Annotated in this window: 11 protein-coding genes; 8 read left to right on the top strand and 3 right to left on the bottom strand. The window is 29.8% G+C overall.

Annotation, left to right across the window (positions count from 1 at the left end; genetic code table 11):
* Positions 1-178: 178 nt before the first annotated feature.
* Both CCANL266_RS00350 and CCANL266_RS00345 read right to left on the bottom strand, forming a co-directional pair.
* Positions 179-1,294, bottom strand: coding sequence for a mandelate racemase/muconate lactonizing enzyme family protein (locus CCANL266_RS00350; RefSeq protein WP_172229789.1), 1,116 nt, complete (start codon positions 1,292-1,294; stop codon positions 179-181).
* Positions 1,291-2,781, bottom strand: a complete 1,491-nt coding sequence (locus CCANL266_RS00345; RefSeq protein WP_172229786.1) for a BCCT family transporter — start codon at positions 2,779-2,781, stop codon at positions 1,291-1,293. Before CCANL266_RS00345 ends, CCANL266_RS00350 begins: the two co-directional genes overlap by 4 nt.
* A gap of 168 nt (positions 2,782-2,949) precedes the next feature.
* Here CCANL266_RS00345 and CCANL266_RS00340 point away from each other — a divergent pair, with 168 nt between their 5' ends.
* Positions 2,950-3,822 (top strand): formimidoylglutamase, encoded by an 873-nt coding sequence (locus tag CCANL266_RS00340; RefSeq protein WP_172229783.1) that lies wholly within the window; start codon positions 2,950-2,952, stop codon positions 3,820-3,822.
* Positions 3,819-5,009 (top strand): sodium/glutamate symporter, encoded by a 1,191-nt coding sequence (gene gltS / locus CCANL266_RS00335; RefSeq protein ID WP_172229780.1) that lies wholly within the window; start codon positions 3,819-3,821, stop codon positions 5,007-5,009. Before CCANL266_RS00340 ends, gltS begins: the two co-directional genes overlap by 4 nt.
* Here the strand turns inward: gltS and CCANL266_RS00330 are convergent.
* The gene (locus tag CCANL266_RS00330) at positions 5,006-5,368 is read right to left on the bottom strand and encodes a RidA family protein (RefSeq protein ID WP_172229777.1); all 363 of its coding nucleotides are present in this window, start codon (positions 5,366-5,368) and stop codon (positions 5,006-5,008) included. The genes gltS and CCANL266_RS00330 overlap by 4 nt on opposite strands.
* 165 nt (positions 5,369-5,533) lie before the next feature.
* Here CCANL266_RS00330 and dcuC point away from each other — a divergent pair, with 165 nt between their 5' ends.
* The 6 genes from dcuC (at position 5,534) to CCANL266_RS00300 (ending at position 13,591) form a co-directional block, all read left to right on the top strand.
* A complete protein-coding gene (gene dcuC / locus CCANL266_RS00325; protein WP_172229774.1) occupies positions 5,534-6,925 on the top strand; it encodes a C4-dicarboxylate transporter DcuC in 1,392 nt (463 codons plus the stop codon).
* 12 nt (positions 6,926-6,937) lie between these two features.
* Positions 6,938-8,095, top strand: coding sequence for a trans-sulfuration enzyme family protein (locus tag CCANL266_RS00320; protein WP_172229771.1), 1,158 nt, complete (start codon positions 6,938-6,940; stop codon positions 8,093-8,095).
* A gap of 9 nt (positions 8,096-8,104) precedes the next feature.
* A complete protein-coding gene (purB, locus tag CCANL266_RS00315; protein WP_172229768.1) occupies positions 8,105-9,475 on the top strand; it encodes an adenylosuccinate lyase in 1,371 nt (456 codons plus the stop codon).
* A 2-nt stretch (positions 9,476-9,477) separates the two neighbouring features.
* Positions 9,478-10,812: an MmgE/PrpD family protein gene (locus CCANL266_RS00310; protein WP_172229765.1), complete on the top strand. Its 1,335-nt coding sequence runs from the start codon at positions 9,478-9,480 to the stop codon at positions 10,810-10,812.
* Between the two features lie 205 nt (positions 10,813-11,017).
* Positions 11,018-12,316, top strand: coding sequence for a GntT/GntP/DsdX family permease (locus tag CCANL266_RS00305; protein WP_172229723.1), 1,299 nt, complete (start codon positions 11,018-11,020; stop codon positions 12,314-12,316).
* A gap of 9 nt (positions 12,317-12,325) precedes the next feature.
* The gene (locus tag CCANL266_RS00300) at positions 12,326-13,591 is read left to right on the top strand and encodes a D-serine ammonia-lyase (protein WP_172229720.1); all 1,266 of its coding nucleotides are present in this window, start codon (positions 12,326-12,328) and stop codon (positions 13,589-13,591) included.
* The last annotated feature ends 38 nt before the right edge of the window (positions 13,592-13,629 follow it).

The following is a 13,629-nucleotide window of genomic DNA, read 5'->3' as shown; positions in this document are numbered from 1 at the left end:
GCTCTTTACTATTACTAAAAATAAGGCTTATTTAAATAAGATAAGTTATTTTATTCTACAAATATAAGATTATTTTTAGCAACTTATGCAATAAAGCTTTTAACTAAAAGCTGTAAATAATTAAATTTAGTAAAATTGTTCTCCTAGCATAATTTTTACACTAGGAGAAAATAATATTTTAAATTCTATATTTTTTTATCACTTCTTCATTAAGCTCAACGCCTATTCCTAAACCATCATTTAGCTTTAAATATCCATCGCTATATTGCATAGGATTGCTAACTAAATCAGTAAATAATGGGCTTGTTGATTGCGAATATTCAATTAAATCATAATTTTTACTACTTGCTAAAAAACAAGCAGTAGCTGCTAATAAAATCCTTGTTGAAAATCCGTGCGGTACTAAATCACAACCATATTTTAACGCCATTTGTTCTATTGCAAGAATAGAAGAAAAACCACCGCACCTTGTAATATCAGGTTGTACAATACTAACCTTTGATTTTTTAATGAAATTTAAAAACTCATCTTCAGTATAAAAACTCTCTCCGCCAGTTATTTTGCAGTCTAAATTATCGCTTAATCTAGCATAATCTTGAGTGTTTGTTGCTGCTACTGGTTCTTCTATCCACTCTATATTAAATTCTTTAATTTCTTCATATCTTTGCTTTGCATAAGAATAATTTCTCCACAAAGAAACCAAATCTATGCTTAATTTTACATCATCTAAAACAGCATTTCTTATTGATTTTATAATCTCTTTATCGCTTTTGCTATCGCTACCAAAAGAAGCTCCACCAAATTTAATTAACTTAAAACCACTTGCTTTTAATTCTTTTGCCTTTTTTTCATTTTCTTTTAAGTCTTTGCTTGGAATAAAGGTTGCATAAGCCTTTAAATAATCACGCCTTTTTGCACCCAAAATAACACTTACATTTACACCATATATTTTTCCAAGCAAATCATACAAAGCAATGTTAATAGCACTTAAAGCACAAATTGCCGCTCCGCTTATTCCATAATACGCACTGCCTTCTAGTAAATCTTCCATAATCTTTTTAATATATCTAGGGTCTTGACCTATAAGAATTTTACTAAGCCCTAAACAAGAGCTATGAGTATCTGCTTGTAAGAACATTGCTTTTAGCACTGCAGGAGCACTATCGCTTTCTCCTACGCCAACTAATCCCGTATCAGTGTAAATTCTTAAAATAAAAGCATCTTCTCCCCATTCGCAAGGCTCATTAAGAGCTTTTACTCTTAAGTGTATAGGTTCAACTTTACTTATTTTCATTTTATCTCCTTTATCCATTTGATTAAACCATAAAAACTAATAGCAAGAATGATTAAAAAAGGAGCAGCACTTAAACAAACTGCCACCTTTAAAGTATTTAAATCAGCATTAATATAAAGCATAGCCAAAGGTATAAGACCTAACATTATGCACCAAAATACTTTTAAATATTTGCTTGGATTTTCGCTATCAATTTTAGTACTAACGCTAGAAATTGTAAAAGCAGTAGCGTCCATATGTGAAGCTAAAAAAACCATCATTAATACAAAATAAAAAATAGCAAAAGCATTGCCAAAAGGTAAGGTTTTTATAAGTGCAAGAACAGCTACTTCACCTTGATTATTTTGTAAAAATTCTACAATATTTACTGTGTTATTATTAAAAATATCAATAGCATAAGAACTTAAGCAACCAAAGAAAAACCAAGTTCCAACACAACCGCCTAAAACTAAACCAAAAATAACCTGCCTAATAGTCCTGCCGCTAGAAATTTTAGTTACAAAAATGCTAACCGCAGGAGTGTAAGTAATCCAATAAAGCCAATAAAACACAGTCCAATCGTAATTAAAAGAACTTTCTTGAGTAATATCATTAAACAAAGACATTTGAACATAATTTGAAAAAAACATCCCTATGCTATTTATAGTATTATTAATTATAAAAATACTATCTCCTAAAATTAAAACTAATAATGCAAAAACAAAACATAAAATGCAAGAAATTTTAGCTAATTTTGCCATACCGCTTGATAATCCAACAAAACTAGAAATAGTAAAAACAGCAGTTATTAGCGTTAAAAGAATAAATTTTAAATAAAAACCATCGCTAATATTAAAAATCCCTGCAAATCCTGCGCTAATTGTAACAATAGATAATGTAGTGGTTAAAATAAGCCCGCCAAAGGTGCTAAATAAAAATATAACATCAATAAGCTTTTTTAAAAATTCACTTTCTTTTATATTTAATATACTTGCAATCAGGCTAGATAATTTTAAATTTTTATTTTTATTTATATAAAAATGATAACACATAGCAATAGAAGCCAAAGCATAAACTGCCCAAGGTGTTATGCCCCAATGAAAAAATACAAAAGATGTTGAAGCCCTTAAACTATCTTTGCTTAAAGAAGCAATATTTAAACCTGGGCTAATGTAATAATAAGCCCATTCCATAAAAGCCCAATACATAGTAGCCGAGCCAAGACCAGCACAAATAAACATAAAAATCCAAGATAAATTAGAATATTGGTTTTTTTCATCGCCTAGTCTAATTTTACCTATTTTTGAGAAAGCTAAATAAGCTACAAAAACAACGCAAATAAACTCAAAAAATTGAATTAAAGAACCAAAACTATGAGTTAATTTATAAAATAAAGCATTTGCAAATTCTAAAGATTTTGCAGGATTAAGCAAAAGTGCTAAAAGCACTAAAAACACAGAAAAAATAGACACAATTATTAAAAAACCATCATATCTTTTTACTTGCATAAACTCTCCTTTTGTTTTTTTGATATTAAAATTCTATTTTTTTTTTTAATCTAAACTTAAAAACAAAAAAATACTTTTGTTACAAATCTACACTTTAAATAAATAATTTTTATATTTTAAATATCAAATTAATAAAATTATTTTAAATTATTTAAAAAAGGAGTAAAAATGTGGCAAGGAAGAGATGATGGCAAGGCAAAGATACATAATCGTGTATTTAAATGCTTAAATAAAAATTCAAAAGTAAAATTGTTATCGTTTTGCACTAGCTTAGGGGTGCAAAGAAACAAAGGTAGGGCTGGTAGCGAACTAGCTCCTAATATAATCAAAGAAAATATGGCAAATTTTGCTGTTTTTGATGATTTTAGCTTTGATGATGTTGCTAATATTGATAATTTTTCAAGCTTAGAGCAAGGCGATGAAATTCTTTATAAAAAATGCCTTACTTTGTTAAAAGATGATAATTATTGCGTTATTTTAGGTGGCGGTCACGAAAGCTCACTAGCACCAATAAAAGCAGCGTTAGATTACAAAAAAAGCATAGGAGTAATCAATCTTGATGCGCATTTTGATGTAAGAAAACAAAAATTACATAGTTCTGGTAATTCTTTTTATAAAGCTTATGAATATGCAAAAAGTAAAAATTACGAATATAATTATTTGTGTATTGGGGTTAATAAATTATCCAATACACAAGCTTTATTTAACACAATAAAACAAATGAAAGCAGAGTATATCTTAAATACCAATATGCACGAGCTTGATACAAAACTCAAGGCTTTTTTAGAAAAAAATGATTTTATTTATTTGAGTATTGATATTGATGTATTTTCTTTAAGTATAGCACCAGCAGTAAGTGCGCCTAATGTTTTTGGAATTAATTTAGAACAAGCCTTAAAAGCCTTAGATATGATTTTTAAAAGCAAAAAATTAATTATGTCTGATGTTTGTGAGTTTAATCCTAAGTATGATATTGATAAGCACACCGCAAAATTAGCAGCATTTTTAGCCTATTTATTGCTTAGAAAGGAAATAATATGAATTTTGATGCTTTAAGCGTACTAACAATTAGCATAGCTGCATTATTATTCGCTATGAAAATAAAAACAAAGCTTTTATTTTTAGAAAAATTCTGCATTCCTGCACCTGTTGTAGGCGGCTTTTTAATTAGCATAATTGTGTGGCTTTTAAGTTTTATAGATATAAAAATTAACTTTGATACAAGCTTGCAAACACCTTTTATGGTAGTGTTTTTTACCGTTGTAGGGCTTAGCGGTAGCTTTAAATTACTAAAAGTTGGCGGAAAAATACTTATTATTTATCTTCTTTGCTGCTGGTTTATGGCTTTAATGCAAAATGCAATTGGAATATCTATGATGAGCTTTTTTAATATGCACAAAGTTTATGGTATTTTAAGCGGTGCTGTAGCTTTAGAAGGTGGTCATGCTAATGCTATTGCCTTTTCTAATATGGTTGAGCAATTAAGCCCACTTCACAATGCAAAATTAATAGCAATCGCAGCTGCAACCTTTGGGCTAATATCAGGTTCACTTTTAGGCGGACCTCTTTGTAGATATTTAATAAACAAACACAAACTTGAAATTAAAACAAATGAAAGCATAAAAGATACCGACCCTTTAAAACACGAAATTCATATCGCAAGTTATCAAGATTTTTTAAAATCCTTGTTTTTGATTTTGTTTATTTTATGCTTTGGTTTTTATGTTAGTAAGCTATTTACTCAAATTAGCGGATACTCGTTGCCAAGCTATGTTGGCGCTATGCTTATTGCGATAATTATTAGAAATATAAATGATATTTTTAATATTTTTAAGTTAAATCAATACACAATAGATACAATAAGCGAACTTAGTTTGGGAATATTTTTAACAATGGCGATGATGAATTTAAAACTAAACGAGCTAAGCGTAGTTGCACTGCCTTTGTTTATTAGCTTATTTGTGCAAGTGATAGTTTTGCTTTTATTTGCGGTTTTTGTAGTATTTAGGCTTTGTGGCAAAAACTACGATAGTGCTATTATGTGTGCTGGTTTAATGGGGCATGGTTTGGGTGCTACTCCTAATGCAGTTGCAAATATGAGCACAGCTTGTAATAAATATGCTATGTATTCAAAACAAGCCTTTTTAATAGTGCCTTTATGCGGTGCGGTGCTTATTGATATCTTTGCTATACCGCTAAATACTTATTTGATTAATGTATTAATTTAAGATTTTTTAAGTGCTATTGCTTCTATTTCAATCCTTGCATTTTTTGGCAAGGCTAAAACAGCATAAGCACTTCTTGCAGGAAATGGCTCTTTAAAAAATTCAGCATAAACTTCATTTACACTTGCAAAATCATTAATATCAGCTAATAATATTGTGGTTTTAACAACATCTTGCATACTTAAGCCTTGCTCTTTTAAAATCTCTTCAATATTTTTTAGACTTTGCTTAGTTAATTCTTTAATATCATTACTCGCAAAGTCTCCTGTACTAGGATTAATAGGCAATTGCCCGCTTACAAAAACTAAATCTTTTGCACTAGTGCTAACGCTATATGGTCCTATTGCTTTTGGATAATTCATCTTTTCTCCTTTTTTTGTAAATTTGAAAAAATATTAACAAAATTTTATTAAATAATTAGAAAATTTCTCATTTTTTGCATTTTTTTTATTAAATTTAGCTAATTTTAAGAATTTTTTATTAAATTTTGCAAAAAATAAGTAAATTTTATTAAAAAAGGAGGAAGTATGTTTAGCATTCTGTTTTCACTAATTGCAATAGTGCTTTTAGTCTTTATGCTTATGAAAAAAATTAACGCACATATGGCTTTATTATTAAGTGGGCTATTTTTATTATTAGTATCTACAATCTATGATAGTAATGCTATTTTTACAAGTAAGGTTTTAAGCGATAAAAATGATTTACATTTTTGGCTTTTTAACTTATTTGAAGTTTTTAATAAAAATCTTTCATCTACTTTGAGTGGTTTGGGGCTTACACTTATGTGTATTGCTGGTTTTTCTGCTTATATGGAACATGTTGGTGCAAGTTATGCCTTATTTAAGGTATTTGAAAAACCACTTAGTATGGTAAAATCTCCATATATGCTTTTAATTATTTCTTATTTTGTTACACAATTTTTAGTAATTTTTATACCATCTCATGCTGGTCTTGGACTTTTACTTATGGTTACTATGTATCCGATTTTAGTAAGGACAGGTGTTTCAAAATTATCAGCTTTAACGGTTATTGGAACTTGTCAATATATTGACCATGGACCTGGAAGTGGAAATGTAATAATGGCATCTAATACAGCAGGTATTGACCCAGCTACATATTTTGTGCATCATCAACTACCAACAACAATACCTATTATAATAGCTGTTGCTATTGCAATTTATTTTACTTCTAAATATTTTGATAAAAAAGATAATTTTAGCTTTGATAAAGAAAGTATTGAAAACGAATTAACTACAAACGACGACAATAAAGCTAAAATTCCACCAAAAATCTATGCGATATTGCCAATTATTCCACTTATTTTAATATTAGGTTTTTCAAAAGTTGTTGGAAGTCACATAAAAATGAATGTTCCTGTAGCAATGATGATATCAACATTTACAGCAATTATTTTTGAAATGATTAGATATAAAAGCCTTGTACAAACTCTAAATTCAATTATGATATTTTTTAAAGGTATGGGGCATTTATTTGTAATAACAGTTAGTCTTATAGTTTGTGGTCAAGTTTTTGCAGCTGGACTTTTATCTGTTGGATTTGTTAGTACCTTGATTGACTTTGCAAAGGGTGCTGGTTTTGAAGTTTTTGCAATTATTATCTTTGTATCAGTTTTACTATCTGTATCAGCATTTTTAATGGGTTCAGGAAATGCAGCATTCTTTTCTTTTGCACCACTTATTCCAAACATAGCAAAACATTTTAATGTAGAAACTATCACTATGATAGCACCTATTCAAATTATGACAGGCTTTGGAAGATGTGCAAGTCCAATAGCTCCTGCTATTTTAGCAATCGCAGGAATTGCAAAAGTTAGCCCCTTTGCTGTTGTTAAAAGAACCGCAATACCTATGATAGTAGCGGGTATTGTTAATATTATTTGTACTTATATTTATATTTAAAAAGGAGAAAAAATGAAAACTAAAACGAAAATTATTCATCTTGGAAGAGGTAAGGATTTAGCGGTAAAAGCAGTAAATCCAAGTGTTATGAGAGCTTCAACTATACTTTTTAAAGACCACAAAACTTGGCAAGAATATCGTGAGCTTAGAAAAACACAAAGGGTTTTAAGCTATGGTGCAAGAGGTACCGAAACTAATTTTGAATTAGAAAAATTACTTTGTGAGCTTGAAGGTGGCTATAGAGCTCATCTTTTTCCAACAGGACTTGCAGCATTAGCTATGGTGCTTTTAAATTATGCAAGTAAGGATGCACATTTTTTAATCACTGATGGAATTTATGGACCTGTTAGAACAATTTGCGATTTATTTTTAAATAAAATTGGTGTTGAAGTTGAATTTATAAAAGCTGATGCAAGTGATGTAGAAGAAAAAATAAAAGCTAATACTAAGCTTATATTATGCGAAAGTCCAGGTTCAATTTTATACGAAATTATAGATATACCAAAATTATGCCAAATAGCACATAAAAATAATATCCCTGTTGCAATTGATAGCACTTACTCAAGTGCATATTTATCAAATCCTATAAAACTTGGGGTAGATATAGTTGTTATCGCTGCTACAAAATATCTTAGCGGACATTCTGATGTTGTTATGGGTTGTGTTATCGTAAATGAAAAAGAATTTAAAAACTTTGATAAGCTACCAGAAGCCTTAGGTCTTACAACTAGCCCTGATGATTGCTATTTAGTATTAAGAGGTATGAGAACATTAGCAATAAGATTAAAAAATCATGAAGAAAACGCAGACAAAATAGTAGAATTTTTACAAAGCAGACAAGAAATAAAAACAATTTTTTATCCAAAACTAAAAACTCATAAAAATAATGAAATTTTTAAAAGAGATTTTGTTGGTACAAACGGAATGATAACAATAGAATTTAATGAAAATATTAAAAAAGAACAAGCCATTGCTTTTGTAGATAGTTTAAAATATTTTTCAATAGGTGCTAGTTGGGGTGGCTATGAAAGCCTTGCAACTGTTACAACACCACCAAGAACTGCAACAAAAATAGATGAAAGTAGAGTATTTGTAAGATTTCACATAGGTCTTGAAGATGTAAATGACTTAATAGATGATTTAAAACAAGCATTTTTAAAAATAAAATAAGGAGAAAAGATGAGTGCAATTAGTGTATTTGATATGAGATTATTAGGTGATTCTTGGAGTACTAAAGCAATGCGTGATGTTTTTTGCGAAGAAAATAGAATTCAAAAATGGCTAGATGTAGAAGCTGCACTTGCTAAAGCTCAAGCAAAATTAAATATTATCCCTCAAGCTGCAGCCGATGAAATAGCTAAAAAATCTTTTTATAAATATATGGATATGGATTTTATTTTTAATGAATATAAAAAGACAAAACACCCTTTAGTTCCTACAGTAAGAGCTTTAGAAAAAGCTTGCGAAAACGGATATGGAGAATTTGTTCATTTTGGAGTAACAACTCAAGATATTATGGATACAGCTTTTATTTTGCAATTTAAACAAGCAATGCAGCTTGTAAAAAGTGATTTAAAAATAATAGCAAAATCATTACAAAAATTAGCCTTAGAACACAAAAATACTGCAATGATGGGAAGAACATTAGCCCTTCAAGCCCTACCTATTACTTTTGGACACAAAGTTGCTATTTGGCTTGATGAGCTTAATAGACATTATGAAAGAATACTTGAATGCGAAAATAGACTTTATGTAGGTTTAATAGTTGGTGCTGTCGGTACAAAAGCTAGTCTTAGCGATAAGCATAAAGAAGTAGAAAGATTAACGATTGAAAGTTTAGGACTAAAAGTGCCTTATATTTCTTGGCAACCAGCAAGAGATAGATTAATTGAGCTTGGATATGTATTAGCAAATATAAATGCTACATTCAATAAAATTGCTCATCAAATCTTAATACTAGCTCACAATGAAATAAATGAAGTGGCTGAACCTTTTGGTAAAGGTCAAGTAGGTTCAAGTACAATGCCGCATAAAAGAAACCCTGCAATAAGTGAAAATGCAGTAACTGTAAGTAATACTTTAAAAGCAAATATAGCAATCTTAAGCGATATTGAAAGACACGAGCATGAAAGAGATGGGCAAGTTTGGAAAATGGAGTGGAAGCTTTTGCCTGAAATATTTTTAATGCTTTCTGTGGTTTTAGATAATATGAAAACAGCCTTAGGTGGATTAGAAGTTAAAAAAGATTTTATGCTAAAGAATTTAAATACCTTACAAGGTTTTGTTTTAGCAGAAAGAGTTATGTTTGCATTAAGTGAGCATTTTGGAAAACAACACGCTCACGAGATTGTTTATGAAAATGCAATGAAGGGTATTGAAAACAATAAAAGCTTTAAAGAAGTTTTATTAAACGATAGTAGAGTAAAAGAAACTTTAGATGAAAAAGCAATAGATGCCTTGCTTGATGCAACAAGCTATGTTGGGTACGCTCCTTTACTTGTAGAAGATTTTTTAGACAATATAAAAAATGCTGAAATATTAAAGGATTAATTATGCTTTATAGTGAAAAATTGGCTGACTTTGTAATAAATACAAAGTATGAAGATATACCAACTAGTGTAATAACTAGAGCAAAAGAGTTAATGCTTGATACAGTTGGGGTAGCTATTGCAGGTAGTACAAATGATGCTATTTTAAAAAGCATAAAAGCATTTAAAGATGAAAACGCTAATGTAAGCATTTGGGGTAGTGATTTTAAAGCTACTCCAATTAATGCAGCTATGCTAAATGCAATGAGTTCTCATGTGCTTGATTTTGATGATACTTTAACTAAAGCTATTTTACATGCAAGTGCTATTTTAACCCCACTTTGTCTTAGTTATGGATTTTCTAAAACAAATGATGGTAAAAAAATTCTAAAAGCCTTTATTATGGGTTGGGAGGTTGCAGGAAGAATAGGAATTGCTAGTAATGGAACTTTTCATAAAAAAGGTTTTCACACAAGTGCTATAGCAGGAGTTTTTGCAGCTACAACAGCAGCTTGTATTATTAATGACTTAGATAGTTTGCAAACAATTAACGCTTTAGGCTTTGCTGCTTCTTTTGCTGGTGGAATAAATGAATTTTTAAGCAATGGGAGTAATTCTAAAATTCTTCACATTGCAAATGCAGTTTTAAATGGAATTAGAGCAAGTAAATATGCACAAATTGGACTTTTTGCACCTGTTAGCATTTTTGAAGGTCGTGATAATATCTTTAGAGCCTTTGGTATAGAAAATGAATGTAATAAAAAGCAACTAGATGAAAACTTAGGCAAAGATTATATGATAATGCAAGTATCAATAAAACCATACCCAAGTTGCCATTTTGCACACGGCTTAATTGATTGTGCAAAATTGTTAAAAGAAGATGGCATTAAAGCTTGTGATATAGAAGAAATAATATGCTATGTAAATAGCGTTCCTATATCTTTTATATGCGAACCAATAGAGCAAAAACACAATCCAAAAAGTGATTATGAAGTTAAATTTTCTTTTGCTTATTTATTTAGTTTAATGTTTATTGATGGCTATTTAAATTTAAAATCTTTTGAAAATATAAAGCGAAAAGAAATTGCAGACTTTGCTAAAAAAATAAAATACGAAAAATATGAATCTACATATTTTCCAAAATATTTTTATGGCAAAATTAGCGTAAAATTAAAAAATCAAAAAACACTTATAAAAGAAGTAAAAATAAACAAAGGTAATCCAGAAAATCCTTTAAATAAAGATGAATTACTAGAAAAATTTTATTCAAATGTAAATAATTTAGCTTTATCAAACAGTATCAAAGAGCAAATCTTAAACATTGAAAATATAAAAAATTTTAAAACTCCTAACAAATAAAATTCAAGAAAAGAATAATTATTCTTTTCTTGCTAATATTTTCTTAAATAATAATTTTTTTACACTTTTATTCTTAAATTAGCGATTTTTTACTTAATTTAATAAATTTTTATCAAAAAAATAAAATTTTTTTATTATTTTAAGAAAATTTTCAACTAGGGGGGGGGTATAATCGTGATTGTGATATTTTAATAAAGGAGAAAATATGAGCAATTTAGCTTTAATTTCGGTATTAATAGCCTCTATTGTTCTTGTTGTGTTTTGTATCGCAAAGCTTAAAATTCACGCATTTTTATCCTTAAGTCTAGCAAGTATTTTTGTAGCACTCATTACAGGAGTGGATTTATTAAAAATAGGCTCTATTATTGAAAATGGAGTAGGCGGCACACTAGGATTTTTAGCAGTAATCATAGGTTGCGGAAGTATTTTAGGAAAAATGTTAGAAGTTAGCGGTGGAGCAGAAAAAATAGCACTGTCATTATTAAATCTACTTGGCAAAAAAAGGGCTGATGTTGTTATGATGTTAGTTGGATTTATAGCAGGAATTCCTGTTTTTGTTGAAGTTGGTTTTGTACTATTAGTGCCTTTGGTTTTGGTTGTTGCTAAAGAAATAGGCGTAAGCAGAATAAAAATAGGTGTAGCACTTGCAACATCTTTAATGAGTGTTCATTGTATGGTTCCACCTCATCCTGCTGCAACAAGCATTGTAGCAACTTTAGGTGCTGATATAGGCAAGGTTATTTTAATGAGCATTGTTGTAGGTATGATATGTGCTTTTATTGGCGGGGTGCTTTTTTTAAAATTTTTTGTTTTTTCACAAGATGATGAAGTAGCTATTAAAAACGAAGAAAACTCTACTGTAAAAAATATGCCAAGCACAGCACTTACTTATTTTACCATTCTTTTGCCTTTAGTTTTAATGCTGCTTAAGACCTTAGTGTTTAAAGATAATGCGGTATTTGCATTCATTGGTAATCCTATTATTGCTTTATTAATAAGTGTTTTTGTAGCTTATTATACTTTGGGTTTAAAGCAAGGTTACTCTATGCAAGAACTTATGGAATTTAGCTCTAATTCATTCACGCAAATTGCATCAATTTTGTTAATAATCGGAGCTGGAGGGGCTTTTAATGAGATTTTAATCGCATCAGGAATTGGTGAAGCTTTAAAGCAAGTTTTAGGAAGTCTTAGCCTAAATCCTGTATTCTTAGCTTGGCTTATTGCAATTATTTTACATGCTAGTGTTGGCAGTGCGACGGTTGCTATGATTAGTGCGGCTGGAATTGTTCTTCAAATAGATAGTAATATAAGCAAAGAAGTTTTATGCCTTGCAATAGGTAGTGGGGCTATAGGTTGTACTATTGTAACTGATAGTTTGTTTTGGCTAGTAAAAGAAAGTTTAGGAATGAGTGTAAAGGCTATGTTTAAATACTTTACTGGCGCAACTTTAATCGCAAGTATTTGTGGTTTAATTTTAAGTTATGTATTATCAATAATTTTATAAGGAGAAAAGATGTTAATTGATGATTTAAAAGCAATGAAAGAAACAAGTTGGCTAAACGATAATTTAGCAAGTAATGTATTAGAAGAATTAAACAATTCTGCTATAAAACTAGAACAAATAGAACAAGCAAGAGCAAGGCTTAATCGCTTTGCGCCCTTGCTTAAAATTCTTTTTCCATCAACCAATGCTACAAATGGTATCATTGAAAGCCCTTTGCATTGTGCGAATTTCTTCAAACAAGAATTAGAAAAATTACACAAGTGCAAAATAAACAAAGATTTATATATAAAATTAGATTCTCACCTTCCAATATCAGGTTCAATAAAGGCTCGTGGTGGAATTTATGAGGTTTTAAAACACGCTGAAGATTTACTAATTCAAAACAATTTACTTAATACAAACGATGATTATTCAAAAATAATAAAGCATAAAGATTTTTTAAGTAAATACAAAATCGCTGTAGGTTCAACAGGGAATTTAGGTTTATCAATTGGTATTATGAGTGCTAAACTTGGATTTAAGGTTGATGTACATATGAGTAATTGTGCAAAAGAGTGGAAAAAAAGAATGCTAAAAGAGCATGGTTGTAATGTAATTACTTATGATAGCGATTATGGAGTAGCGGTTGAACAAGGAAGAAAAAATGCACAAAACGACCCTTTTTGCTATTTTATAGATGATGAAAATTCGCATAACTTATTTTTAGGATACAGCGTTGCGGCTAAGAGATTAAAAGCTCAATTTGAAGCTTTAGATATAACAATAAATGAAAATAGACCACTTTATGTTTATCTTCCTTGCGGAGTTGGCGGTGGTCCTGGCGGGGTTGCTTATGGGTTAAAAAGCGTATTTGCTAATAATGTAAAATGCTTTTTTGCTGAACCAACGCATAGCCCTTGTATGGTTTTAGGACTTGCAACAAAAAAGCACGAACAAATTTGCGTTGCTGATATCGGACTTGATAATATTACTGCTGCTGATGGACTTGCGGTTGGTAGGGCTTCTTCTCTTGTTGGGAAAGTTTTAGAGCGTGTTATTGACGGTTGCTTTACTGTAAGCGATGAAAATATGTATAGATATTTAGGACTTTTAGCACAAAGTGAAAATATAAAACTAGAACCATCTGCACTAGCAGGGGTAAGGGCTTTAAGCATTGCTGATGAATTAAAGTTAAATAATGAAAATGCCATTCATTTAATTTGGGCAACTGGTGGAAATATGGTACCCGATGATGAAATGAATGAATATTTAAAAACAGCTAAAGGATTATTATAACTTTTACATAAAAAATCTTATTGTGATACAATAAGATT

The organism is Campylobacter canadensis, from assembly GCF_013177655.1.
Lineage (GTDB): Bacteria > Campylobacterota > Campylobacteria > Campylobacterales > Campylobacteraceae > Campylobacter_E > Campylobacter_E canadensis.
Note: the sequence above shows the minus strand (reverse complement) of the source record. Positions and strands in the feature narration are given on the sequence as shown.

Coding starts and splice junctions, on each gene's coding strand:
- CCANL266_RS00350 (WP_172229789.1), bottom strand. CDS start 1,294: ATGAAAATAAGTAAAGTTGAACCTATACACTTAAGAGTAAAAGCTCTT.
- CCANL266_RS00345 (WP_172229786.1), bottom strand. CDS start 2,781: ATGCAAGTAAAAAGATATGATGGTTTTTTAATAATTGTGTCTATTTTT.
- CCANL266_RS00340 (WP_172229783.1), top strand. CDS start 2,950: ATGTGGCAAGGAAGAGATGATGGCAAGGCAAAGATACATAATCGTGTA.
- gltS (WP_172229780.1), top strand. CDS start 3,819: ATGAATTTTGATGCTTTAAGCGTACTAACAATTAGCATAGCTGCATTA.
- CCANL266_RS00330 (WP_172229777.1), bottom strand. CDS start 5,368: ATGAATTATCCAAAAGCAATAGGACCATATAGCGTTAGCACTAGTGCA.
- dcuC (WP_172229774.1), top strand. CDS start 5,534: ATGTTTAGCATTCTGTTTTCACTAATTGCAATAGTGCTTTTAGTCTTT.
- CCANL266_RS00320 (WP_172229771.1), top strand. CDS start 6,938: ATGAAAACTAAAACGAAAATTATTCATCTTGGAAGAGGTAAGGATTTA.
- purB (WP_172229768.1), top strand. CDS start 8,105: ATGAGTGCAATTAGTGTATTTGATATGAGATTATTAGGTGATTCTTGG.
- CCANL266_RS00310 (WP_172229765.1), top strand. CDS start 9,478: ATGCTTTATAGTGAAAAATTGGCTGACTTTGTAATAAATACAAAGTAT.
- CCANL266_RS00305 (WP_172229723.1), top strand. CDS start 11,018: ATGAGCAATTTAGCTTTAATTTCGGTATTAATAGCCTCTATTGTTCTT.
- CCANL266_RS00300 (WP_172229720.1), top strand. CDS start 12,326: ATGTTAATTGATGATTTAAAAGCAATGAAAGAAACAAGTTGGCTAAAC.